The sequence below is a fragment of the Saccharothrix sp. NRRL B-16314 genome (genome assembly GCF_000716595.1).
GTDB lineage: Bacteria > Actinomycetota > Actinomycetes > Mycobacteriales > Pseudonocardiaceae > Actinosynnema.
This window is the reverse complement of sequence record NZ_JNXC01000005.1, coordinates 233,449-256,407: the sequence shown is the minus strand read 5'-3', so window position 1 is coordinate 256,407 and position 22,959 is coordinate 233,449. Positions and strand designations below refer to the sequence as shown.

The following is a 22,959-nucleotide window of genomic DNA, read 5'->3' as shown; positions in this document are numbered from 1 at the left end:
CGCGCCCAAGGTCGACCCATCTGTTCCCGACCGCCGAAATGGTGCGACGCGCACCACGTCACATTCTGGGCGGACGGCGGCGCTACGGATCTGGGCAACCTCGTTCTCCTGTGCCGCACGCATCATTCCCTGGTGCACCACTCGCGTTGGCGGATCACGATGACCGGCGGTATTCCGGCGTTCATCCCGCCGCGTCACGTGGACCCCGCCCAAAGGCCCCGGCAAAACCTGCTCCACCGACCACCGGTGCCCCTCGCCGCCTGAACGTCCGGCCACCATCCAATCCTGGAGTTCCTCATCTAGTCTGCAGCCATGAGCACCTTCGCCCCGGAATGGCTGGCACTGCGCGAAAAGGCCGACGCGGACGCTCGTGCGGGTGACCTGGTGGACCTGTTCCGCAAGATCCATCTGAACCGGGCACCCCTCGTGGTGCGTGATCTGGGGTGTGGCACGGGATCGCTGGGACGATGGCTCGCCGGACGGCTGGACGGTCCGCAGCACTGGGTGCTGCACGACCGCGACCCCCGGCTGCTCGACATCGCGGCGGCCACGGTGAGCGGCGTTGCGGTCGAGACGCGCGAAGGTGACCTCACCGCGCTCACCGCCGCCGACCTCGCGGGCACGTCGCTGGTCACCGCGTCGGCGTTGCTCGACCTGCTGACCCGGGACGAAGTGGACCGGTTGGCCGGGGCGTGCGTCGACGCGGGCTGCCCGGCGCTGTTCACGCTGTCCGTGGCGGGTCGGGTGGAGTTCGACCCGGTCGAACCGCTGGACGCCGAGTTCGAGGCCGCCTTCAACGCACACCAGCGCCGCGTCGTCGCCGGCCGTCGACTGCTCGGGCCGGACGCCGTCGAGGCCACCGTGGCAGCCTTCGAACGGCGCGGCGCGACCGTCACCACCAGCCCGAGCCCGTGGCGGCTGGGGCCGGCCCAAGCGGCGTTGGCAGCCGAGTGGCTGCGCGGGTGGGTGGACGCGGCGGTCGAGCAGGAACCCGCGCTCGCCGCCGAGGCGCCCGACTACCTGCGGCGCAAGCGGGACGCCGGTCCGCGCGTCGTCGTGCACCACACCGACCTGCTGGCGCTGCCGACGTGACCCGGCTCTGGGCGTGGCTGAGGCTGCTCGGCGCGATCGGCATCCTGGTGGCGCTCGGGTGGCGGCTGGGCACCGACGCGTTCGTCGCCGGCCTGCGCGCGGTCGACGGCTGGTCCGTCGCGGTCGCGCTGGGGATCGGGCTGCTGACCACGGTGGCCGGCGCGTGGCGGTGGTGCGTCATCGCCCGTCGCCTCGGCCTGCCGCTCACCCTCGGCAAGGCCGTGTCGGACTACTACCGGGCGCTGCTGCTCAACGCCGTGCTGCCCGCCGGCGTCCTCGGTGACGTGCACCGGGCGGTGAGCCACGGGCGCCGGTCCGGTGACGTCGGGCGCGGTGTGCGGGCGGTGGTGTTCGAGCGGGCCGCCGGTCAGGTGGTGCTGGTGGCGCTGGGTGCGGCGGTGCTGATCACCGAGGGGGTGCCGGTCGAGCTGCCGGGTCAGGGCGTCCTGGTGGCCGCGTCGGTCGCGGTCGCCGTCGCGGTGGCCGCCGGCAGGTCCGCGAGAGTGCGCGAACACCTGAGGACGGCGTGGGCGGACGCCCGCACGGGGCTGGTGAACGCGGAGGTCCTGCCGAAGGTCGTTCTGCTGTCGGCGGCGGCCGTGGCCGGTCACGTGGCGCTGTTCGTCGTCGCGGCACGGCTGGCGGGCGCGGACGCGCCGATCGGCCGTCTCGTCCCGCTGGTCGTGCTCGCCCTGCTGGTGATGGCCGTGCCGGTGAACGTCGGCGGCTTCGGGCCGCGCGAGGCGTTCCTCGCGGTGGCGTTCGGCGCGGCCGGCCTCGGCGCGGCCCAAGGTCTTACGACCGGCGTGGTGTACGGGGTGTTGGCGCTGATCAGCAGCCTGCCCGGCGTCCTGGTCCTGGCGCGGCGCGGGTCAGCCGAACAGCGCCAGGCAGGCGCCGAACGCCGAGACGAGCCCCGCGAGCAGGTCCCGGCCCTTGTCGGCTGACGCGAGCGAAGGACGCCCGACCACCCCGGACGACGTGTACGGCGCGAGCCCCAGCGTGAGCAGGTGCGGCCGGTCGTCGGCCAGGTGGTCGCTGGTCTCGTAGCCGGGTTTCACCAGCTCCGGATGGGCGTGCAGGAGGACGGAAGTCTCCAGCTCGCCCGCGTGCATGTCGCTGCGCGACGACGTCTCCATCCCGGCGGCGGCCCGCGCGGCGGCCCAGTCGGCGCTGCTCGGGAACAACGCCATCCCCTCGGACTCCTGCACGACGTTCGACAGCACGTAATTCCCGCCGTGCGCGTTGACCAGCACCAGGTGCGGCACACCGGACCGGCGCAACGAGTCCGCGATGTCCCGCACCACCGAGTACAGCGTCCGCGCCGAGATGCTCACGGTGCCCGGCCAGTCGGCGTGCTCGTGCGAGCACGAGATCGTGATCGGTGGCAGCAGCCGGACCGGGTGCGCGTCCGCGATGGCCCGCGCGATCGTGCAGGCGATGACCGTGTCCGTCGCCAACGGCAGGTACGGGCCGTGCTGCTCGTGGCTGCCGATCGGCAGGACCGCCACGGTCGCCGCCCGCGCGTCTTCGGTGGTGTCCGGCAGGTACATGCCCGGAACCTACCGGTGCGCGGAACCGTAAGTGACCCGCAGGCAGAGGGCCGGGAGCTCGCCGCTCGCCAACCCCGGCAGCACGGACGGCAGGTCGTCGAAGTCGCTCTCGCCGGTGATGAGCGCGTCGAACACGGGATCGGCGAGCAGGTCCAGCGCGAGCGCCATCCGCTCGGCGTACGTGCGGTCCGGCCGCGCCACCACGCCGACCTGGCTGCTCCTCAGCCGCAGCCGGCGGGAGTGGAAGAACTCGCCCAGCGGCACGCTGACCCGCCGGTCGCCGTACCAGCTCAGCTCCAGCACCTCGCCCTCCGGAGCGAGCAACGACAGCGACCGCTCCAGCCCCGCCTCGGTCGCGCTCGCGTGCACCACGAGGTCGCAGTCACCGGTCGCCCGGTCGGGTGATGCGAAGTCGACGCCGAGCGCGGCGGCCACCGACGCGCGGGACGGGTCGGCGTCGACCAGTTGCAGCCGCACGCCGGGGAACCGGGCCAGCACGGCGGCCACCGCGCACCCGACCATCCCGCCGCCGACCACCGCGATCCGGTCACCGATCAGGGGCTTCGCGTCCCACAGCGCGTTCACGGCCGTCTCCACCGTCCCGGCGAGCACCGCGCGCTCCGCGGGCACGCCGTCCGGCACGGGAGTCACCGCGTCGGCCGGAACGACATAGTGTGTCTGGTGTGGATAGAGGCAGAACACCGTGCGACCGAGGAGCGGACCGTGTTCCACCACACCGACGTTCAGGTACCCGTACTTGACGGGCCACGGGAAGTCGCCCTCCTGGAACGGCGCCCGCATCACGTCGTGCTGGTTCGCCGGCACGCCGCCGCGCAGGACCAGGCTCTCCGTGCCGCGGCTGACGCCCGAGTAGAGGGTGCGGACCAGGACTTCGCCGGGTCCGGGCGAAGGCAGTTCGACCGGTCGGATCTCACACTTTCCGGCTGAGGTGAACCAAAGGGCCTTCGCGAAGCGTGTCATCTGTACAAACCTCCGGACGACGAGGCCCACCGCCACAAAGGGGCGCGATGACCACACTTCAGCACAGCGCGGCGCCGACGAACACCGAACCCACCGCTTGGGCGGCGGTCCAGGTGTTCCTGCTCGGCGTGCTGGAGTGCGCGGTCGGGCTCGGTCCGCTGGGCTGGCTCGCGGGGATCGCGTACGCGGTCGGCACGCAGGCGTTGCTGAGCGGCGCGTTGCAGCGGACCGCGACCGGTGTGCTCGGCCCGGCGGACCGCGTCACGCTGGCCCGGGGGCTGCTGGTCGGCGGCATCACGGCGATGGTGGCCGACGGCGCGGATCACACCGCGCTGCTCGTCGTGCTCGGTGCGGTGGCGCTCTCGCTCGACTTCGTGGACGGTCAGGTCGCCCGCCGCACGGGCACGGCGTCACCGTTGGGCGCGCGGTTCGACATGGAGGTCGACGCGTTCCTCATCCTGGTGTTGAGCGTGCACGTGGCGTTCGAGTTCGGGCCGTGGGTGCTGGTGATGGGCGCCCTGCGGTACGCGTTCGTCGTGGCTTCCTGGGGCTTGGCCTGGCTGAGGGGTGCGCTGCCGCCGAGTTACGCGCGCAAGGTGGTGGCCGCCGTGCAGGGGATCGTGCTGGTCGTGGCCGCGTCCGGGTTGGTGCCGCACTCCGGCGTGCTGGTCGCGCTCGCGCTGGCCGCGTTGATCTGGTCGTTCGGCCGTGACATCGCCCGGTTGTGGCGTGATGCCGCGGTACCGGTGGAGGGAGCCCGCCATGTCTGAGCCCGCCATGCCCGAGTCCGCCATGCCACACCGCAGCGGTGTCGGGAACGTGCTGCTCTGGGCGTTGCAGGTGCTCCTGGCCGCGTTCATGGTCTACAGCGGCTGGTCGCTGTTCGGCGACCAGTTCGTCGGCAAGTTCGACAGGATCGGGTTCGGGCAGTGGCTGCGGTACGTGACCGGTGTGCTGGAGATCGCGGGCGGGCTCGGCCTGCTCGTGCCACGGCTGTGCGGCCTCGCCGCGCTGGGCGTGGCGGGCGTGATGACGGGTGCGGTGGTTACCGAGGCGGTCATCCTCGGCGACCCGGCGGCGGCGGTGCTGCCGGCGGTCGTCGTCGCGGTGGCGGCCGTGGTGGCGTGGTTCCGCCGCGACACCGTGAAGGCGCTGCTTCAGGCCTTCGGGAAGTAGCGCAGCACGGCGACGTCGCCGAGCTTGGCCACCTCCTCCAGGTGGAAGCGGCGGGCCGGTCCGCCCGGGAACTCGGCCGGGTTGACGAACCGCGGCGCGGCGGCCTGTCCGATCAGCATCGGCGCGACGGCCATCCGGATCTCGTCGACCAGGCCGGCGGCCAGGAACGCGGTGTGGATGCGGCCACCTCCCTCCACCATCAGGCGGTCGACGCCGCGTGCGCCGAGGTCGTCCAGCAGCGCGCCGAAGTCGATGGCCGGGCCGAGCGGGACGACTTCCGCCAGGTCCCCGACCGCGGCGCGGGCGGGGGCGTGCCCGGCGTCCGTGGTGTAGACGAGCTTGTCGCCGCCGTGGTGCCAGAACTTGAGCGCCGGGTCGAGGTCGCCGCTGCCGGTCACGGTGACCTTCAACGGGTACTCGGGGCGACCCGCCGCGACCCGTGCGGCACGCCGTTCCGCGCTGTTGACCAGCAGCCGGGGGTTGTCCCGGCGGATCGTGGCGGCACCGACCAGGATCGCGCCGGACTCCGCTCGCACCCGGTCGACGTGGTCGAAGTCCTCTGCGTTGGACAGCGGGAACCGCTCCGCACCCCGGTCGTCGATGTAGCCGTCCACGCTGACGGCGACGCTGAGCAGGACATGCGGACGGATCACGCACCCACCGTACCGAGGCTTGAACCGCGGACCGCCGATCACGCGTTCTACCCGGCAGGACGTGGACGAGCGCGGAGGACGGTATGACGGAGCCTGTCGTCGACCACCGTGGCCGTCGGGTCGCGGTGACCGCCCTGGCGTCCGCGCTCGTCGCGTTCGCCCTGGTGGTGCCCAGCGACTTCGACCGGTTCACGGTGGCCGCGTTCCTCCGCCTCCCGGTGGAAGGGCTGCTCGGCCTGGTGTCGGTGCTCGTGCTGCCGGTGCGGGCGCGGCGGGTCGCGGCGGTGATCGGCGGGGTGGCGCTCGGCGTGGTGCTCGTGGTGAAGGCCATGGACATCGGGTTCGAGGCGGTGCTGCACCGGCCGTTCGACCTGGTGCTCGACTGGCCGCTGCTGGGTCCGGCGGTGGGCTACGTGGACGTGACGGCGGGGTGGTTCGCGGCGGTCGCGGTGGTGGCGGCGGCCGTGCTGCTGACGGCGGCGGTGCTGTTCCTGGTGACGCGGTCCGTCGTGCGGCTGACCGGGGTGGTGGACCGCCACCGGCTGTCCGTGACGCGTGCGGTCGCGGTGCTGGCGGTCGTGTGGATCACGTGCGCCGCGCCGGGTCTGCACCTCGCGCCCGGCGTGCCGATCGCGTCGCACAGCACCGCCGAGTTCGTCTACGACCACGCGCGCCAGGTGCGCGTCGGTCTGCGCGACCAGGAGCGGTTCGCGGAGGCGGTGGACGCGTTCCGCGACGCGGCGGGGGAGGAGCTGCTGACGGCGTTGCGCGGCAAGGACGTCGTGCTGGCGTTCGTGGAGAGCTACGGGCGCGACGCGGTGGAGGACCCGGAGATCGCGCCGCACGTCGGCGCGGTGCTGGACGCGGGAACCCGTCGGCTGGCCGACGCCGGGTACGCCTCGCGCAGCGCGTTCCTCACCTCGCCGACGGCGGGCGGCGGCAGCTGGCTCGCCCAGGCCACCCTGCTGTCCGGGCTGTGGGTCGACAACCAGCAGCGGTACCGCGCGCTCGTCTCCGGCGACCGGCTGACGTTGGGCGGCGCGTTCCGGCGTGCGGGCTGGCGCTCGGTCGGCGTCATGCCCGGCATCACCGAGGACTGGCCGGAAGGCGAGGTCTTCGGCTACGACCGGGTCTACGCGTCCGGCGACCTCGGCTACCGGGGGCCGCGCTTCGGCTACGCGACCATGCCCGACCAGTTCACGTTGTCGCGGTTCCAGCAGGCCGAGCGGGCCGGGGAGCACGCGCCCGTGATGGCGGCGATCCCGCTGCTGTCCAGCCACGCGCCGTGGTCGCCCTTCCCGGCACCGGTCGGCTGGGACGACGTCGGCGACGGCTCCGTCTACCACGCGATGCCGTCGGGTGAGGCGCCGGCGGAGGACATGTTCGGCCGGGAGCCCGCGTCGGTGCGGGCCGACTACGCGCGGTCCGTCGAGTACTCGCTGAACACCCTCGTGTCGTACGTCGAGACCTACGGCGACGACGACCTCGTGCTGGTGTTCCTCGGCGACCACCAGCCCGCGCCGTTCGTCACGGGCATCGGCGCGAGCCGGGACGTGCCGATCACCATCGTGACGCGCGACCCGGCCGTGCTGGACCGGACCGCCGACTGGGCCTGGACCGACGGCCTCAAGCCGGGCCCGCAGGCGCCGGTCCGCCCGATGGACACCTTCCGCGACCAGTTCCTGACCGCGTTCCGGTAGCCCTCAGCGGAACGCGGCCAGGTGGTCGCGCGCCCAGGTGGCGAAGCTCGTCGCCGGGCGGCCGAGGACCTCCTCGACGTCGCCGGTGACCACGGCGTTGTGCCCGGCCCGCGCCCACTCCACCCCGGTGAGCATGGCGTCGACCGCCGACGCGTCGAGGCCGCGACCGACCATGTCGGCCCGTGCGGCGTCCACGGGCACGTCCACGGTCCCGACGGGCCGGCCCAGCGCGGACGCCAGGATCGCGGCCTGGTCGGGGACGCTCAGCGGCTCCGGACCGGTCAACGCGTACGTCCGTCCGTCGTGGACGGACGCGGTGAGCGCTTCCACCGCCACCGCCGCCACGTCACGGGGGTCCACGACGCCCTGCCGCGCGTCGCCGGTCAGGTTCGGCACCGGTGCGCCGGCCGCGATCGGCCGCGCGAACGCCAGGAGGTTCGACGCGAAGCCGGACGGCCGCAGCACGGTCCACGCCAGTCCGCTGTCGCGCACGGCCCGTTCCGCCACGAGGTGCCACGCGCCGACGGTGCGGTCGCCGATGGTCTCCCCGGTGCCGATCGCGGACAGCTTCACCACCTTGCCCACGCCCGTCCGCGCCGCCGCGTCGAGCACCGCCAGGTCGTGGTCCGGGGTGGGCTTGGCGGGTGCTGTGAGCAGGAACAACGCCTTCACGCCCGGCATGGCGAGCCGCAGCGTGCCGGAGTCGTCGAAGTCGGCGCGGACGACGTCGAGGCCCGGCGGCAGCCGCTCGGGTGAACGGCTCACGGCCCGCACCCGCTCACCCCGTTCGACCAGGAGCCGCAGGACTTCGCTGCCGATGGTGCCGGTCGCCCCGGTGATCAGGATCATGGCCACGACTGTGCCCGGACGCGTCCCCGCTGGTCTTGGAGATTTCGGCTCAGGTGCGCATCTCCCGCGTCCGCCACAGCACCAGCACGAAGTACGGCGTGCCGATCAACGAGATCACCAACCCGGCGGGCACCTGCGCCGGCGCGATCACGGTCCGCCCCACCGTGTCCGCGACGGACACCAGCACCGCGCCCAACGCCGCCGCGACCGGGACCACGCGCGCGTGCCGCCCACCGACCAGCGACCGCGCCAGGTGCGGCGCGACCAACCCGACGAACGCCACCACCCCGATGGCCGACACGGCGGTGGCCGCCAGCACGCCCGCCGCCGCCAGGATCACCAGCCGCGACCGCTCCACCCGCATCCCCAGCACCCGCGGTGTGTCCTCGTCCAGGCTGTGCAGGTCCAGCTCGCGGTGCCGGGCCCACAGCAACGGCGTCAACAGCACCAGCGCGAGCACCGTCGGCAGCACCTGCTCGGACGTCCGCCCGTACGTGGACCCGGACAGCCAGGTCAACGCCTTCGCCGTGTTCCACGGATCGGACGTCACGATCAGCAGCGTGATCAGCGCCATCCCGCCGGACCACATCGCGATGCCGATGACGACCAGCCGGTCCGAGTCCAAACCCGATCGCCACGCCAGCCCGTAGACCAGCGCGAACGCCACCACCGCGCCGGCACCCGCCGCACCGGCGATGTGCCACGCCCCGGCCATCGGCACGACCGTGATCAAGCTGATCGCACCGAGCCCCGCGCCCGCCGTGATGCCGAGCAGACCCGGCTCCGCCAACGGGTTCCGGCTCACCGACTGGATGCCGCACCCGGCCACCGCCAACGCGGCACCGGCCACCAACGCCGCCAGCACCCGCGGGAGCCGCTGGTCGACCACGAACGTCAACGCCGTGCCGGAACGCCCGGCCAGCCAGTTCGCCAGATCGCCCAGCAGCACCAGCCGGTCACCGAGCATCAGCCCCACGACCGGCGCCGCGACCACCAGCAGGACCAGCACCGCCGCGATCACCGCGAACCGCCGGGGCGACCCGGCCACACCGACCCGACCGGCCGGCGCCTGCCGAGGCGTGCCGCTCGACCGCCCGCGCCGCGCCAGCCAGATCAGCACCACCGCGCCGAGGATCGTCGTGGTGACACCGGTCGGCACCCGGATCGCCGCCGCCGAACCCATCACCGCGCGCAGCACCACGTCCGCGCCCAGCACGATCAGCACACCGACCAGCCCCGACACCGGCAGCAGCACCCGGTGCCGGCCCAACCCCGGCACGAGCGGCACCAGCAGCCGCGTGATCACCGGCGCGCTCAGCCCGACGAACCCGACCGGCCCGGCCACCGTCACCGACGCCGCCGTCAGCGCCACGGTCAGCAGCACCGCGCCGACCCGCGTGCGCCGCACCTTCAACCCGAGCACGGTCGCGCTGTCGTCACCCAGGGCCAGGACGTCCAGCGACCGACCCATCACGATCAGCCCCGCCACCGCGACCACCACGACCGGCGTCATCTGCGCGGTCGCGTTCAGGTCGCTCACCGTCAACGAGCCGCTGCCCCACCCGAACAGCCCGTTCGTCTCTTCTTCGAACATCAGCAGCAGCAGGGTGGTCGCCGACTGCAACGTCAACGCGACCGCCGACCCGACGAGCACCAGCCGAGGGCTGGCCGAACCGCCGCCGGACAACCCGAGCACGACGACCGCCGCCGCCAACCCGCCCACGAACGCCGCCGCACCCGCGGGCAACGTCGGCAGGCTCAACCCGAACGCCGCGATCGAGACCACGGCGAGGTGCGAGCCCGCGTTCACCGCGAGCGTGTCCGGTGACGCCAGGGGGTTGCGCGCTACCGACTGCATCCCGGCGCCGGCGACGCCCAGCGCGACACCGATGAGCAGCGCGGCCAGCAGGCGCGGCACGCGCGAACCCTCCAGCACGGCGAGGGTCTGCGCGTCGCCGTCGCCCACCAGGGCCTTGAGCACGTCGAGCACACCGGTCGACGCGGTGCCCTGGGTGAGGTGGACGGCGGAGAGCACGGCGATGGCCGCCACGATCCCCGCCGTCACGGCGGCGGTGCGCATCAGGCGGTGACGGCCTTCACGAACTGCTCGGCGACGGTGACGACGGACTTCGGGCCGCCGAACGTCCACGTGCCGGGCTCCAGCTTGACGACGTTCTTGGAGACCACGAACGGCAGCCGCTGCCACACCGGGTTCTGCGCCAGGCCGGTGGTGAACACGTCGTCCTCGGAAGCGCTGTAGAACAGCACGGTCTTCGGGTCGGTGATCGAGGTCAGGCCCTCGACGTCGGTCGCGCCGAGGCCCCACTTCGCGTCGGCCTCACCGGTCCACGCGTTCTTCAGGCCCAGCGCCTCGGCCGTGTCGGAGACCAGCGAGCCCTTGCCGAACGGGCGGATGTTGACGGTGCTGCCCTCCAGCCAGCCGTCGGCCATCAGGAACGGCGTGCCGGCCGCGTTCTTCGCCTCGATCGCCTTCTTGCCGTCGGCCAGCGCGGTGTCCATCTCGGACAGCAGCTTGTCGCCCTCCGCGGACTTGCCGATCGTCTGCGCGATGATCTTCACGTCCTCGCGCAGCCGGTCGAGGTTGCGCGAGGCGTCGCTGGCCTTGGTGACCACGACGGGGACGTACTTCTCCAGCTGCCCGACCAGGGTCTCGTCCCGGCCCTCGGCGATGATCACCACGTCGGGGTCGAGCGCGACGATCGCGTCGACGCTGGGCTCGTTGCGCTTGCCCACGTCCTTCACGTCGGCGGCGAGCGGTACGGTCGCGTCCCACGTCTTGTAGCCGGCGGCGTCCGCGACACCCACGGGCATGACACCCAGGGAGGCGACGACCTCGGTCTCGGCCCACTCCAGCGTGACGACCCGCTGGGCGGGCGCCTTCAGCTCGACGGCCTTGCCGCGGGAGTCGGTCACCTTGACCGGGCCGCCGGCGGACTCGCTCGGGGTGGTCGTCGGCGTCTCGGTGGTGCCGCAGGCGGACAGCAGCACGGCCGCCGCGATCAGGGCAGGGGTCAACAGGCGCATCGCTCGAACCTCTCAGCTCAGGGGGTGTCAGACCGGGCGGGGGGTGTGCCGGCCGAGGGGGCGGCAGTGGATCGCGCCGGTCACGGGGTCGTCGGCGACGTGCACCGTGACGCCGTAGGCGTGGGTCAGGTGTGCGGCGGTGAGGACGTCGCGGACCCCGCCCGCGGCGACGACCCGTCCCTCGGCCAGCAGCACGACCTCGTCGGCGATGATCGCCGCGTGGTCGAGGTCGTGCAGCACGACGCCGACCGCCACGTCGTGGTCGTTCGCCAGGTCGCGCACCACGTCCAGGACCTCGACCTGGTAGCGCAGGTCGAGGTGGTTGGTGGGCTCGTCCAGCAGCAGCACGGAGGTCTGCTGCGCCAGGCACGACGCCAGCCAGACGCGCTGCAACTCGCCGCCGGACAGCTCGTCCACGCCGCGGCCGGCCATCGCGGTGACGCCGGTCAGCTCCATGGCGCGGGTGATGGCGGCGTTGCCGTCCACGTCCACGCCGCGCCACCCCGTCCGGTACGGGTACCGGCCGTAGGAGACGACGTCGCGCACCGACACGCCGGACGGCGTCGGCCGCTGCTGGGTGAGCAGGGTGACGTTGCGGGCGAACTCCTTGCCGGACAGCGCGGAGTGCCCCCACACCGGGCGCTCGCCCAGCCGCACCTGACCCGTGCTGGGCCGGTGCAGGCGCGCCAGCGACCGGAGCACGGTCGACTTGCCGGACCCGTTGGGCCCGACGAGCGCCGTCACGGTCCCCGCGCGCAGCCCGAGCGAGACGCCGTGCACCACCGCGTGGTCGTGGTGCGCCAAGACCAGCTCTTCACCGGCGAGCAGCGCGTCTCCCTTGGACATGAGGGGAGCCTAACCTAAGGAATCAATTCACCCGTATGGGCGTGAGCTACCGCACTTTGCGGGCGTTTGTCGTAACGCCGGCGCTCGCTGCGGTTCAGCCACCGAAGTGCCGCCGGGTGTCGGAGACCAGCGACGAGAACACCGTCGTGTTGATCCCGCCGCCGAACTTCAACGCGGGCTCGTACGCGAACGTCCAGGTGAGCCGGCACCCCGCGCCCACCCGTTCCACCAGGTAGTCCTCCCCGAACCGGCGGAACACCGGCAGGTTGGCCCGCTCCGCCCGGAACGACTGCCGCCGCCCCTCCTCCCACCGGAAGAACACCTCGCGCAGTCGCAGCACGCCCAGCACCGCCGTCTTCCGGGTCGTGCCTACGCCGAACGGGCGGGGCGACGTGTACTCGGCCGACGACAGCAGGCGGCACCACCACAGCGGGTTGGACGCGGTCAGGCCACGCCACACACGTTCGGGTGACACCGGCAGGTCCAGCACGTAGCTGTGGCGCTGCGGTGCCGAGTCGAAGAAGTCCACGTCGAACGGCTCCAGGCGGGGCACTTCTCCAGTGTGCCGCTTTCGTGGAGGTTTCACCGCACCGCACGGGTCCCCGCAGTACGGCGGGCACCGACAGCAGTAACGGTGTGCGCCACTCGGGCGGTACCGCCGCACGAACGTGTGGATCAACGCCGTCGAGGCTTGGCCCGCGCGGTCCGCACTGGTTGCGTTACCGGGTAAGCCCCACGTGACCGAGAGGTGCCAGCGGATGCAGCCGTTCCAGTTGCCGGACTTCTACATGCCCTACCCGGCGCGGCTGAACCCGAATTTGGAACGGGCTCGGGCGCACACGAAGGCGTGGGCGCACGAGATGGACATGATCGACGTGCCGCAGCACGGCACCGTCATCTGGACCGACGACGACCTCGACTCGCACGACTACGCGCTGCTCTGCTCGTACACCCACCCGGACGCGTCGCCGGACGACCTCGACCTGGTCACCGACTGGTACGTGTGGGTCTTCTACTTCGACGACCACTTCGTCGAGCTGTACAAGCGCAACCCCGACGTGGCCGGCGCGAAGGCGTACCTCGACCGGCTGCCGCTGTTCATGCCGGTGGACGGGCAGATCACCGAGGAGCCGACGAACCCGGTCGAGAAGGGCCTGGCCGACCTGTGGACGCGCACCGTCCACTCCCACTCGCCCGAGTGGCGCCGCCGGTTCGCGGACAACACGAAGCACCTGCTGGACGAGTCCATGTGGGAGCTGCTGAACATCTCCGAGGGCCGGCTGTCCAACCCGATCGAGTACATCGAGATGCGCCGCAAGGTGGGCGGCGCGCCGTGGTCGGCGAACCTGGTCGAGCACGTCACCGGCATGGAGGTGCCCGCCCGGATCGCCCTGACCCGCCCGATGGGCGTCCTGCGCGACACGTTCGCCGACGCCGTCCACCTGCGCAACGACCTGTTCTCGTACGAGCGCGAGGTGCTGGACGAGGGCGAGCTGAGCAACGGCGTCCTGGTGCTGGAGAAGTTCCTCGACATCCCGACCCAGGAGGCCGCCGAGGCGGTCAACGACCTGCTCACGTCCCGCCTGCACCAGTTCGAGCACACCGCCGTCACCGAGGTGCCGGCGCTGCTGGACGAGAACGCGATCGACCCGGCGGGCCGCCTGGCCGTGCTGGCGTACGTGAAGGGGCTCCAGGACTGGCAGTCCGGCGGCCACGAGTGGCACGCCCGCTCCAGCCGTTACATGAACAAGGGCGCGGTCACGGCGAACCCCGTGCTGGGCGGCCCGACGGGCCTGGGCACGAACGCCGCCCGCTCGCTCATCGCCACCGCGCCGCAACGCCTGCGCAGCTACGGCCACGTGCCGTTCGAAGAGGTGCCGCCGCTGCCGGAACCGGCCCTCGACATGCCGTACGCGGTGAAGGTGAGCCCGCACTGGCACGACGCGAAGGAGAAGAGCGTCGCCTGGGCGCGTGCCATGGGCCTCTTCGACGACGTGCCGCGCGTGTGGACCGAGGAGAAGCTGCGGGACTACGACTTCGCCCTGTGCTCCGCGGGCATCGACCCGGACGCCACCCCGGAGGAGCTGGAGATCTCCGCGATGTGGCTGACCTGGGGCACCTACGGCGACGACTACTACCCGGCCGTCTTCGGCCGCACGCTGGACATGCCCGCCGCGAAGGTGGCCACCGACCGGCTGAAGCGGATGATGCCGCTCGACGGCGAGCCCGTCGCGCCGGTGAGCCCGATGGAACGCGGCCTGGCCGACGTCTGGCAGCGCACCACCGCCCCGATGCCGCCCGACAACCGGCGGCAGTTGCGGCACGCCATCGACCTGATGCTGGACAGCTGGGTGTGGGAGCTGAAGAACCAGCACGAGAACCGCGTGCCCGACCCGGTGGACTACGTCGAGATGCGGCGCAGCACGTTCGGCTCGGACCTCACCATGAGCCTCGCCCGGCTCGGCCACGGCCGCCTGGTGCCCGAGGAGATCTACCGCACCCGCACCATCCGGAACATCGAGAACTCGGCGATCGACTACGCGACCCTGCTCAACGACCTCTTCTCCTACCGGAAGGAGATCCAGTTCGAGGGCGAGGTGCACAACATGGTCCTGGTGGTGCGCAACTTCCTCGACGTCGACCTGGAACGCGCGTACGCCGTCACGACGGACTTGGCGAACGCGCGGCTCAAGCAGTTCCAGCACGCGGTCGGGATCGAGCTGCCGGCGTTGTTCGAGGAGTTCGACCTGGGGCCGGAGGCACGGGACGCCCTCACCGCGCACGCCGCCGAGCTGGAGGACTGGGTGGCCGGCATCCTGCACTGGCACCGCGAGGTCGTCCGCTACCACGACGCCGACCTGGCCAAGCACTTCGGCGACCGGGAGATCGCCCCGCAGGCCTTCCGCGGCCCGACCGGCCTCGGCACGAAGTCGACCCGCATCCCGGTGAAGAACGGGTGACCACCAGCTGGTGAAACGGGCCGGGGCGCAGACGCTCCGGCCCGTTTTTCACTTGCCGCGCTTGACGAACCCGGCCCAGGCGTTCGCCGGGAAGGCGAGCTGCGGTCCGGTGGGGTTCTTCGAATCACGAACGGCGACCGGACCGGCCGCGGGGAACTTGACGGCGACACAACTGCCGTTGTCTGCGCTGTAGCTACTGGTACGCCACACGGCGAACTCCCTACGTGATCAAGGACTCGATCAGGGCCACGCTCTCGACCGGCGACAGGGCGACCCGCTCCAGGCTCTGCGTACTCAGCGTATAGGTCCGAACCCGTTCAGGGTCGCCCACGAAGACGGCCGCATCCTGAATCTCGATGTAGGCGATCGGTCGGGCGTCGCCGAAGTTGAGCAGCACGAACTGCCCGGTGTTCGCGGCGTGTGGTCCTGCCTCGGGCTGCACCACCTGCAAGGTGACATTCGGCAGCGCGCCGAGCTTCAAGAGGTGTCGGTACTGCTCGTTCATCAAGTCCTGGTCACCGACCCGCAGCCGCAGAGCCTGCGAATTCAGCACCGCGTGCAGCTCCAGCGGCTCGTCCTTGAGCAGCAACCGCGCCCGCTGCATCCGAAACTCGACCAGGCGATCGGCCGAGTCGGACTTCACCCTCGGTGAAGCGTTGGTCAAGGCCCTCGAGTAGTCCTCGGTCTGGAGGAGGCCCGGCAGCACGATCGGCTCGAAGACGAACTCCCGTTGTGCCAACGATTCCAGGCCGACCATGGTGCGCAGCCAGTCCGACACGACATCGGTCCACGGGCCCACCCACGAGGCGTCGTCGGTGCGGCTGCTCAGCAGCACCAGCCGGTCGATGTTCTCGCGCTCGACGTCGCAGGCCCTGAGGATCTTGCGGATGTCACCCGGGTACTGTGTGCTCCGGCCGGTTTCCATGTGGCCGAGCTTGGGCTTCCCGATGCCGCAGGCAGCTGACAGTTCCGTGAGCGACAGGCCCGCCTCGTTCCGGTACCGCGCGAGTTCGACACCGATCAACCACTGGAGCGCCGAGGGCGCGGCCAATTCGAACATGATCAGACTGTAGCCAAATCAGGACAGTAAACGTATCACCTGATCGTGTACTAGCCGGCTGTAGACGTATCTCTCTAGCGTCGCGGTCATGCACATCAGCGACGACTCCGTCTACAACCACACCTACATCGAGGTCGCCCCGGCCTGCGTGATGAGCGTCGACCTGCTGTCGGACGATCAAGTCGAGGTTTTCGTCGGCGAGCGCAGCAAGGTCCTCGGCGTGTCCAACGGCGTGAGCCTCGTGCTCGGCGAAGAAGCGCTGGACCACCTGGTGTGCACCTTGTCCCAGGGGCGTGACCAGCTCAAGGGCCGGGCCGACGTGCTCGGACAGACGCGGCGCCCCAACCGGCAGGGGGCTACCGGCCGGGACGTCGACCCCTCGTAAACCGGCGGAGCTGTGGGGGCTCCACCGGGTACTCCATCGATCCGCGGTCGTGGGTACAGCCTGATCGGACGCCGTGGAGCGAACCTAGGATGAACCTTGAACCGGCTGTCCAAGGGGGCTGTGCGTGGAGTTCGGGCTGCTCGGCGGCGTCCGTGCGTCGGTCGACGGCGTGGACCTCGACATCGGCCACACCCGCCGACGCAGCGTGCTGGCGGCGCTGCTGCTGGAGGCCGGGCGGCCGGTGCCGGTGGAGCGGCTGGTGGACCGGATCTGGGGTGCCCGGCCGCCACTGCGGGCCAAGGAGACGCTGTACGGGTACGTCTCCAAGCTGCGCGTGGCCGGGATCGACATCCGGCGCAGCCCTGACGGGTACGTGCTGGAGCCGGCGCGCGTCGACCTGGCCGAGTTCCGCGCCCTCGTCAAGCAGGCCCGTGACGAACCGGACGAGCGTGCCGCCGAGCTGTACGACCAGGCCCTCGGGCTGTGGCGCGGCGAGGCGTTGGACGGGCTCGAATCGCCGTGGTTCACCCAGGTCCGGGAGGCCCTGCACACCGAACGCGCGACCGCCGAGCTGGACCGCAACGACGTGGCGATCAGGCTCGGTGACCACGCCGCCCTGCTCCCCGCGCTGCGCCAGGCCACCCGCGCGAACCCGCTGGACGAACGCCTCGCCGGCCAGCTCGTGCTCGCCCTGCACCTCAGCGGCCGGTCGTCGGAGGCCCTGCGGCACTACGACGGGTTGCGCCGGCAGCTCGCGGACGAGCTGGGCACCGACCCCGGCAAGCCGCTCCAAGACCTCTACCTGCGGGTTCTCGGTCAGGAAGAACGCCAGGAGACCACCGCCGTCCCGCGTCAGCTCCCCGCACCGCAACGGTGGTTCACGGGGCGGGAGAAGGAGATCGCCGACCTCACCGAACCGTCGTCCACCGTCGTGATCACGGCGATCGGCGGTGCGGGCGGCATCGGGAAGACGGCGTTGGCGCTGCACTGGGCGCACCGGCACGTGGACGACTTCCCGGACGGCCAGCTCTACGTCAACCTGCGCGGCTTCGACCCGGCGGGTGAGCCCGTCACGCCCCAGACCGCGCTGCGCGGGTTCCTCGAAGCGCTCGGCGTGGACGACCCGCCCACCGACCTCGACGCCCAGGCCGCCCTCTACCGCAGCCTGATCGCGGACAAGCGCGTCCTCGTCGTGCTGGACAACGCCCGCGACACCACTCAGGTCACCCCGCTCCTCCCCGGCGGCGCGCACTGCACCGTGCTGATCACCAGCCGCCAGCAGCTCCTGGGCCTGCTCACGTCCCACGGTGCGCGCTCGGTGACGTTGGACGTGCTCGACGAACACGAATCCCTCGCGCTCATCACCGCCCGGCTGGGCGCCGAACGCGTCGAAGCCGAGCCGGACGTCACCGGTGAGCTGCTGCGCCTCTGCGGCGGCCTCCCGCTCGCGCTCGGCATCGTCGCGGCCCGTGCCGTCACCCAGCCGGACCTCCCGCTGTCGGCCCTGACCGACGAGCTGAAGGACCACCGCCTGGACGCGTTGGACGACCTCAGCGCCGACCTGCGCACGGTGTTCGCCTGCTCGTTGCGGGTGCTCAGCCCGGCCGCCGCCGAGCTGTTCGGCCTGCTGGGCCTGACGTCCGCGCCCGACCTGAGCCTGCGCGCGATCACCGCCCTGACCGGCCGTCCGGACACGCGCAAGCTGCTCAGGGAGCTGGAAGCCGCCCACCTCGTCCAGCAGCACCAGGTCGGCCGCTACCGCATGCACGACCTCGTCCGCCTCTACGCCGCCGAAGTCGCGCCCGCCGACGCCGACCTGACGGACTTCATCGGCTACTACGCCGCCACCGCGCACAACGGCGACCTCCTCCTGGAACCGCACCGCCCACCGGTACCCGCCCCGAACGGCGCACCGCTGCCGCTCGCGGACGTCACCGCCGCGATGGACTGGTTCGACGCCGAGTACGAGTCGCTGCTCGCCGCCCAACGCCTGGCCATCGCCAACGGTTGGCACGCGCCGGCCTGGCACATCGCGTGGGCGCTCACCAACTACCACCTGCGGCGCGGGCACGCGGCCGAGGACATCGTGGTGTGGCGGACCGCGCTGGACGCCGCCGAAGCGCTCGACGACCGGTCCAAGCAGGTCGCGGCGCACAAGTTCCTCGGGCTGGCGCTGACCGACGTGGGCCGTTTCGAGCAGGGCGACCACCACCTGCGGCAGGCGTTGGAGCTGGTGGAGGACGACTACGGCAAGGCGGGCGCGCACCGCGCGATGGCGTGGGCGATGGAACGCCGAGGTGACCTGTCCGGCGCGCTGGAGCACGCGGAAGCGCAACTGGCCCGCTTCCGCGCGTTGGAGATCCCCATCCGCATCGCCGAAGCGCTGAACGACGTCGGCTACCGGATGGCGCGGCTCGGCGACTACGTGCGGGCCGAGGAGCACTGCCGGGAAGCGTTGGCGCTCAACGGGGAACTCGGCCACGTCGAGGGCGAAGCGGCCACTTCGGACAGTCTCGGCTACATCGCCCACCACCACGGGCGCGACGCCGACGCGGTCGAGCACTACCGGCACGCGCTGGCGCTCTACCGACAGTTGGACAACTCGTACGAGGAAGCCAGCGTGCTGCGGCACTTCGGTGACGTCCTGGCCGCCGTGGGCCGTGCCGCCGAAGCCCGCGAATCATGGCAACGAGCCCTCACCCTGTTCCGTGCCCAAGGCCGCGTGCAGGACGCCGACGACGTCCTGGCGCTGCTCGCCTGAGACGGTCCGGTGGATCAGTCGGGGGTGATCGCCTTCGCACCGGCCGCGCTGGTATCGACCAGTTCCCGCATCGTCGGCGTGAGGCTGGAGGCCAGTTCGGTGTCCACCCACCCGACCTCGGCCAGGAACGCGTCGACGGTCGCCCGGAAGGCACGGACCAGTTCCGGCGGGTCCACCGCGCGGACGAGGGTGGCACCGAGTGGCGCGGTCACCTCGGCCGGCAGGTCGTCCATCCCCCGCCCCTGCACCGCGGGCAGACCGTGCCGCAGGCAGGCGAGGGCGAGCACCTGCTCCCGCAAGCCGCTCACCATGTGCTGCGCCTGCCACACCCGGCCGCGCGCGATGCCGCTCCGCGCGTGCAGGGCGTAGAGCCAGCCCATCCCGACCAGGTCGAGGGCCTCGGGTGGTCCGACCTCTCGCACGTCGGCTGCAGTGCCGAACACCAGCCGGAACGCCGCGCCCGTCGCGCCGAAGTCCGCCGCCGGCCAGAACGACAGGTCGACCTGGAGGGTGTCGGGGAGCAGGAAGACCCGGAAGAGCGTGGCACCGCGCCGGACGTCCAGGTGGTGCACGACGGAGTGGTCCCGGTACATGCGGTCGCTCCAGTCCCGCACCACGTCGTCGACCTCCGCCGCCTCGTCCAGGCACAGCGCGAGGTCGATGTCCGACCACCGGTCCTCGCGGTCGACCGCGGCGGACCCCACGACCGCCGCACCGGTGATCCGCGGATCGGTCCTCGCCGCCGACACCAGCGCGGCCCGCAGCCGGTCCCGCTCGTCATGGGTGAACATGGGGCGTCATGCTCGCGTACCGGACCGGTCGGACGATCATCGGGAGTATTGCCGGCGCTGCCCTTTGAGCGCCTGACTTTCAGCGCCTGCCTTTCGGCGCTTGCGTTTCAGCGCTGCTTGCCCGCCGCCAGCGCCACCGCCCCGGCCAAGGCCACCGCCGTCAACACCGCGACCCCCGTCCGGAACCCGCCGTCACCGCTACCCACCAGCCCTGCCGTCAACGCCGCCACCGCGGGCCCCACGGTCGTCCCGACCATCCGCGCGGTCGCGCTCAGGCCGCCTGCCGCACCCGCCATCCCCTGCGGCGCACCGGACATGACCAGCGTGTTGATCGCCGCGTTGAACAAGCCCTGCCCCACCCCCAGCACGGCCAGCCGCACGCACAGCTCCACGAACGACGCCACCGGCAGCAGCAGCAACCCCAGCGCGAGCACCGTCACCACCGACCCGACCAGTGCGACCAGCCACGGCCCGTACCGGTCGGCCAGCGAACCCGACACCGCCGACAGCGCACCCACCCCCGCGACGAACACCAGCAACGCCACCCCGACGTCCTCCGGCGTGCCGCCCAGCACGTCCGTCACGTGGTAGGGCACCAGGAAGAGCGTCACCCCGCCCAACGTCGACACCAGCGTCAATGCCAGCAGCGGCAGGCCGAACAGCCGCTGCCGCACCAACACCAGCACCGGCCGGGACGAGGGCAGCCGACCCCACCACACCGCCGGCACCAACGCCACCACCAGCAACCAGGCCGCGTCCTCGAACGCCAGCAGCACCGCCGTGATCGCACCGCCCAGCAGGACCGCTTCCAGCACCAACGCCCGGTCCGGCACCGGCAGGCCGCGCCCGTCACGGCGCAGCGAACGCCACCCCAGCCACAGCACGACCGCCACCAGCGGCAGCTTCACCAGGAACACCGACCGCCACCCGAACGCGCCGGCCACGAACCCGCCCAGCGGCGCGCCCGCCAACCCGCCGATCGTCATGATCGTGACCACGTAGCCGATCGCGCGGCCACGCCGTTCCGGCAGCACCGCCGCGACCACGATCGGCATGTACCCGGCGAGCACGAGCGACCCGGCCACGCCTTGCAGCACCCGTCCCAGCAGCACCACCCAGAACGCGGGCGCGGCGGCCGTGATCACGCTCGCCACCGCGACACCGGCCAGCGCCAGCAGGAACGCCGACCGCACGTCCGCCCGGTCCACCCACCGCCCGGCCGGGATCGCGATCGCCGCCATCGGCAGCGTGTATGCGAGCAGCACCCACGCCGTGGCGGACGGACCGACGTCCAGGTCACCGCCCAGGCTGGGCAGCGCCACCGCCGCGACGGTCATCTCGGTGGTCACCACCAGCATCGCCAACCCGAGCGCCACCACCGGTGCCCAACGGGTCTTGACCTGCGCGTCCTGTGTCATGGCGGCGAAATTACGGCCGCCTGCCCACCGGTCGAATCCGTCGGGTGACCAGTCACGTGACAGATGCCCGCGCCCGCGCCGCGCTCGTAACTTCGACACCACACCGAGGGAGGGAACACCGTAATGATCAAGCTGGCGATCATCGTGGGCAGCACGCGGAAGGGCCGGTTCGCGCCGGTCGTGGCGAACTGGTTCGCCGACCGGGCCAAGCAGCGCGCCGACCTGAGCGTGGACGTGCTGGACCTGGACGACCTCGACCTGCCGGACCGGCTGCACGGCTTCGGCGAGGAGCGGGCGCCGGAAGTCGCGCTGGTCTCGCCGCGACTGGCGGGCGCGGACGCGTTCGTCGTCATCACGCCCGAGTACAACCACAGCTTCCCCGCGCCGCTGAAGAGCGCCATCGACTGGCACTTCACCGAGTGGCAGGCCAAGCCGGTGGGGTTCGTGTCGTACGGGGGAGTCGGCGGCGGGTTGCGGGCGGTCGAGCAGCTGCGGCAGGTCTTCGCCGAGCTGCACGCCGTGACGGTGCGGGACGGGGTCAGCTTCCACGGGGCTTGGGAGCGGTTCGACGCCGAGGGCAACCCGGTGGACGCGGACGGGGCGGACAAGGCCGCGACGACCTTGCTCGACCAGCTCGTCTGGTGGGGCACGGCTCTGCAGGAAGCCCGCGCGAAGCGGCCTTACGGGGCCTGACGTGCTTGCCATCCGTCTGCGCGAGTTCGGCCCGGCCGACCTGCTCCGGTGCGAGGAGGTCGACGAGCCGTCGGCAGGGCCCGGCCAGGTGCGGATCTCGGTGCGTGCGGCGGGCGTGCACCTGGTGGACGCGGTGATCCGGCGCGGTTGCGGCGAGTGGGTGCCGCTGCCGGATCTCCCCACCACACCCGGCAGCGAGGTCGCGGGTGTGGTCGACGCGGTCGGCGCCGGCGTCGACCGGTCGTGGCTCGGCGCCCGGGTGGTGACGCAACTCGGCCTGGCCAGCGGCGGGTACGCCGAGCTGGCGGTGCGGGAGGTCGGCGCGCTGCACGTCGTGCCGGACGGGCTCGGGTTCGCGGCGGCGGTGGCGATGATCTGCACCGGCCGCACGGCGTTGGGCGTGCTGGACGCGGCGGCGGTCGGTCCCGACGACGTGGTCCTGGTGACCGGTGCCGCCGGTGGCGTGGGGACGTTGCTGGTGCAGGGGATCTCCCGGGTCGGGGCGTGGGTCGCGGGCCTGTCCGGGTGCGGCGACAAGCGGCGGGTGGTGCTGCGGGCGGGTGCGGCGATTGCGGTCGACTACCGGCGGGACGGGTGGCAGGAGGACGTGATCGCACAGCTGGGCGGGCGTGAGGTGAGCGTGGTGCTGGACGGCGTCGGCGGCGAGGTCGGGCGGGGCGCGCTGGACCTGCTCGCGCCGGGTGGCAGGCTGGTGGTGTTCGGGTCGTCGTCGGGGGAGTTGGTGCGCGTGTCCACCACCGACCTGTTCGAACGCTCCCTCACCGCGACCGTCGCCGTCGGTCCGCACGTGGCGAGGCGCGCCGGTGGGCTGCGGGCGTCGGAGGCGCGGGCGCTGGCGGAGGCGGCGGCCGGCCGGTTGACCCCGGTGGTCCAGACGTTCCCGCTGGCCGAGGCGGCGCGGGCGCACGCGGCGATGGAGAGCAGGCAGACCGTCGGCAAGGTCGTCCTGATCCCGGACGCCGGCTAGGGTCGGGA

General features: G+C 72.1%; 23 protein-coding genes. 11 read left to right on the top strand and 12 right to left on the bottom strand.

Annotated features, from left to right (window positions below):
• The 3 genes from OQ02_RS42320 to OQ02_RS12385 all read left to right on the top strand — a co-directional run.
• Positions 1-264 (top strand): HNH endonuclease signature motif containing protein (locus tag OQ02_RS42320; RefSeq protein ID WP_197043300.1); only part of this gene is annotated, 264 nt, incomplete at its 5' end.
• Positions 265-312: 48 nt separating this feature from the next.
• Positions 313-1,092, top strand: a complete 780-nt coding sequence (locus OQ02_RS12390) for a class I SAM-dependent methyltransferase (protein WP_033438488.1) — start codon at positions 313-315, stop codon at positions 1,090-1,092.
• On the top strand, positions 1,089-2,039 hold the full coding sequence (locus OQ02_RS12385) for a lysylphosphatidylglycerol synthase transmembrane domain-containing protein (protein WP_033438487.1): 951 nt from the start codon (positions 1,089-1,091) through the stop codon (positions 2,037-2,039). Before OQ02_RS12390 ends, OQ02_RS12385 begins: the two co-directional genes overlap by 4 nt.
• Here the strand turns inward: OQ02_RS12385 and OQ02_RS12380 are convergent.
• A complete protein-coding gene (locus OQ02_RS12380) occupies positions 1,965-2,645 on the bottom strand; it encodes a creatininase family protein (RefSeq protein WP_033438486.1) in 681 nt (226 codons plus the stop codon). The two genes, OQ02_RS12385 and OQ02_RS12380, sit on opposite strands and share 75 nt — an antisense overlap.
• Positions 2,646-2,654: 9 nt before the next feature.
• Positions 2,655-3,626, bottom strand: coding sequence for a zinc-dependent alcohol dehydrogenase (locus OQ02_RS12375; RefSeq protein ID WP_033438485.1), 972 nt, complete (start codon positions 3,624-3,626; stop codon positions 2,655-2,657).
• A gap of 47 nt (positions 3,627-3,673) precedes the next feature.
• Here OQ02_RS12375 and OQ02_RS12370 point away from each other — a divergent pair, with 47 nt between their 5' ends.
• A complete protein-coding gene (locus OQ02_RS12370) occupies positions 3,674-4,396 on the top strand; it encodes a CDP-alcohol phosphatidyltransferase family protein (protein WP_051772199.1) in 723 nt (240 codons plus the stop codon).
• Positions 4,389-4,802 (top strand): DoxX family protein, encoded by a 414-nt coding sequence (locus tag OQ02_RS12365; RefSeq protein WP_033438484.1) that lies wholly within the window; start codon positions 4,389-4,391, stop codon positions 4,800-4,802. Before OQ02_RS12370 ends, OQ02_RS12365 begins: the two co-directional genes overlap by 8 nt.
• Here OQ02_RS12365 and OQ02_RS12360 read toward each other — a convergent pair.
• Complete coding sequence (locus OQ02_RS12360; RefSeq protein WP_033438540.1) at positions 4,784-5,455, bottom strand: RibD family protein; 672 nt, start codon at positions 5,453-5,455, stop codon at positions 4,784-4,786. The two genes, OQ02_RS12365 and OQ02_RS12360, sit on opposite strands and share 19 nt — an antisense overlap.
• 83 nt (positions 5,456-5,538) lie before the next feature.
• Here OQ02_RS12360 and OQ02_RS12355 point away from each other — a divergent pair, with 83 nt between their 5' ends.
• On the top strand, positions 5,539-7,155 hold the full coding sequence (locus OQ02_RS12355) for a sulfatase-like hydrolase/transferase (protein WP_081915549.1): 1,617 nt from the start codon (positions 5,539-5,541) through the stop codon (positions 7,153-7,155).
• A gap of 3 nt (positions 7,156-7,158) precedes the next feature.
• Here OQ02_RS12355 and OQ02_RS12350 read toward each other — a convergent pair whose 3' ends face one another.
• The 5 genes from OQ02_RS12350 to OQ02_RS12330 form a co-directional block, all read right to left on the bottom strand.
• The gene (locus OQ02_RS12350; protein WP_033438483.1) at positions 7,159-8,004 is read right to left on the bottom strand and encodes an NAD(P)H-binding protein; all 846 of its coding nucleotides are present in this window, start codon (positions 8,002-8,004) and stop codon (positions 7,159-7,161) included.
• 49 nt (positions 8,005-8,053) lie between these two features.
• On the bottom strand, positions 8,054-10,084 hold the full coding sequence (locus OQ02_RS12345) for an iron ABC transporter permease (RefSeq protein WP_033438482.1): 2,031 nt from the start codon (positions 10,082-10,084) through the stop codon (positions 8,054-8,056).
• The gene (locus tag OQ02_RS12340) at positions 10,084-11,049 is read right to left on the bottom strand and encodes an ABC transporter substrate-binding protein (protein WP_033438481.1); all 966 of its coding nucleotides are present in this window, start codon (positions 11,047-11,049) and stop codon (positions 10,084-10,086) included. Before OQ02_RS12340 ends, OQ02_RS12345 begins: the two co-directional genes overlap by 1 nt.
• A 27-nt stretch (positions 11,050-11,076) precedes the next feature.
• The gene (locus OQ02_RS12335; protein ID WP_033438480.1) at positions 11,077-11,895 is read right to left on the bottom strand and encodes an ABC transporter ATP-binding protein; all 819 of its coding nucleotides are present in this window, start codon (positions 11,893-11,895) and stop codon (positions 11,077-11,079) included.
• 94 nt (positions 11,896-11,989) lie between these two features.
• A complete protein-coding gene (locus tag OQ02_RS12330; protein ID WP_033438479.1) occupies positions 11,990-12,448 on the bottom strand; it encodes an SRPBCC family protein in 459 nt (152 codons plus the stop codon).
• Positions 12,449-12,653: 205 nt separating this feature from the next.
• Here OQ02_RS12330 and OQ02_RS12325 point away from each other — a divergent pair, with 205 nt between their 5' ends.
• A complete protein-coding gene (locus OQ02_RS12325) occupies positions 12,654-14,855 on the top strand; it encodes a terpene synthase family protein (RefSeq protein ID WP_033438478.1) in 2,202 nt (733 codons plus the stop codon).
• Positions 14,856-14,903: 48 nt separating this feature from the next.
• Here OQ02_RS12325 and OQ02_RS42315 read toward each other — a convergent pair whose 3' ends face one another.
• Both OQ02_RS42315 and OQ02_RS12320 read right to left on the bottom strand, forming a co-directional pair.
• On the bottom strand, positions 14,904-15,065 hold the full coding sequence (locus OQ02_RS42315) for a DUF397 domain-containing protein (protein ID WP_081915548.1): 162 nt from the start codon (positions 15,063-15,065) through the stop codon (positions 14,904-14,906).
• Positions 15,066-15,075: 10 nt separating this feature from the next.
• On the bottom strand, positions 15,076-15,915 hold the full coding sequence (locus OQ02_RS12320) for a helix-turn-helix domain-containing protein (protein ID WP_033438477.1): 840 nt from the start codon (positions 15,913-15,915) through the stop codon (positions 15,076-15,078).
• An 88-nt stretch (positions 15,916-16,003) separates the two neighbouring features.
• Here OQ02_RS12320 and OQ02_RS12315 point away from each other — a divergent pair, with 88 nt between their 5' ends.
• Entirely contained in the window at positions 16,004-16,300 is a 297-nt protein-coding gene (locus OQ02_RS12315) for a hypothetical protein (RefSeq protein WP_033438476.1), read from the top strand.
• Positions 16,301-16,424: 124 nt separating this feature from the next.
• The gene (locus OQ02_RS12310) at positions 16,425-19,061 is read left to right on the top strand and encodes an AfsR/SARP family transcriptional regulator (RefSeq protein ID WP_231499982.1); all 2,637 of its coding nucleotides are present in this window, start codon (positions 16,425-16,427) and stop codon (positions 19,059-19,061) included.
• A 14-nt stretch (positions 19,062-19,075) separates the two neighbouring features.
• On the opposite strand, the gene OQ02_RS12305 is transcribed toward OQ02_RS12310, so the two are convergent.
• Both OQ02_RS12305 and OQ02_RS12300 read right to left on the bottom strand, forming a co-directional pair.
• Entirely contained in the window at positions 19,076-19,852 is a 777-nt protein-coding gene (locus OQ02_RS12305; protein WP_051772197.1) for a hypothetical protein, read from the bottom strand.
• 107 nt (positions 19,853-19,959) lie between these two features.
• The gene (locus OQ02_RS12300; protein ID WP_033438474.1) at positions 19,960-21,270 is read right to left on the bottom strand and encodes an MFS transporter; all 1,311 of its coding nucleotides are present in this window, start codon (positions 21,268-21,270) and stop codon (positions 19,960-19,962) included.
• Positions 21,271-21,393: 123 nt separating this feature from the next.
• On the opposite strand from OQ02_RS12300, the gene OQ02_RS12295 reads away from it, so the two are divergent.
• Positions 21,394-21,963, top strand: a complete 570-nt coding sequence (locus OQ02_RS12295) for an NADPH-dependent FMN reductase (protein ID WP_033438473.1) — start codon at positions 21,394-21,396, stop codon at positions 21,961-21,963.
• 1 nt (position 21,964) lies between these two features.
• The gene (locus OQ02_RS12290; protein ID WP_033438472.1) at positions 21,965-22,951 is read left to right on the top strand and encodes a zinc-binding dehydrogenase; all 987 of its coding nucleotides are present in this window, start codon (positions 21,965-21,967) and stop codon (positions 22,949-22,951) included.
• Positions 22,952-22,959 lie beyond the last annotated feature (8 nt).

Excerpts from the sequence above, each read along its gene's own strand:
- OQ02_RS12315 (WP_033438476.1), top strand. The coding sequence starts at position 16,004 with ATGCACATCAGCGACGACTCCGTCTACAACCACACCTACATCGAGGTC.
- OQ02_RS12375 (WP_033438485.1), bottom strand. The coding sequence starts at position 3,626 with ATGACACGCTTCGCGAAGGCCCTTTGGTTCACCTCAGCCGGAAAGTGT.
- OQ02_RS12325 (WP_033438478.1), top strand. The coding sequence starts at position 12,654 with ATGCAGCCGTTCCAGTTGCCGGACTTCTACATGCCCTACCCGGCGCGG.
- OQ02_RS12350 (WP_033438483.1), bottom strand. The coding sequence starts at position 8,004 with ATGATCCTGATCACCGGGGCGACCGGCACCATCGGCAGCGAAGTCCTG.
- OQ02_RS12295 (WP_033438473.1), top strand. The coding sequence starts at position 21,394 with ATGATCAAGCTGGCGATCATCGTGGGCAGCACGCGGAAGGGCCGGTTC.
- OQ02_RS12335 (WP_033438480.1), bottom strand. The coding sequence starts at position 11,895 with ATGTCCAAGGGAGACGCGCTGCTCGCCGGTGAAGAGCTGGTCTTGGCG.
- OQ02_RS12380 (WP_033438486.1), bottom strand. The coding sequence starts at position 2,645 with ATGTACCTGCCGGACACCACCGAAGACGCGCGGGCGGCGACCGTGGCG.
- OQ02_RS12300 (WP_033438474.1), bottom strand. The coding sequence starts at position 21,270 with ATGACACAGGACGCGCAGGTCAAGACCCGTTGGGCACCGGTGGTGGCG.
- OQ02_RS12370 (WP_051772199.1), top strand. The coding sequence starts at position 3,674 with ATGACCACACTTCAGCACAGCGCGGCGCCGACGAACACCGAACCCACC.
- OQ02_RS12365 (WP_033438484.1), top strand. The coding sequence starts at position 4,389 with ATGTCTGAGCCCGCCATGCCCGAGTCCGCCATGCCACACCGCAGCGGT.
- OQ02_RS12390 (WP_033438488.1), top strand. The coding sequence starts at position 313 with ATGAGCACCTTCGCCCCGGAATGGCTGGCACTGCGCGAAAAGGCCGAC.
- OQ02_RS12305 (WP_051772197.1), bottom strand. The coding sequence starts at position 19,852 with ATGTTCACCCATGACGAGCGGGACCGGCTGCGGGCCGCGCTGGTGTCG.
- OQ02_RS12320 (WP_033438477.1), bottom strand. The coding sequence starts at position 15,915 with ATGTTCGAATTGGCCGCGCCCTCGGCGCTCCAGTGGTTGATCGGTGTC.
- OQ02_RS12345 (WP_033438482.1), bottom strand. The coding sequence starts at position 10,084 with ATGCGCACCGCCGCCGTGACGGCGGGGATCGTGGCGGCCATCGCCGTG.
- OQ02_RS12340 (WP_033438481.1), bottom strand. The coding sequence starts at position 11,049 with ATGCGCCTGTTGACCCCTGCCCTGATCGCGGCGGCCGTGCTGCTGTCC.
- OQ02_RS12355 (WP_081915549.1), top strand. The coding sequence starts at position 5,539 with ATGACGGAGCCTGTCGTCGACCACCGTGGCCGTCGGGTCGCGGTGACC.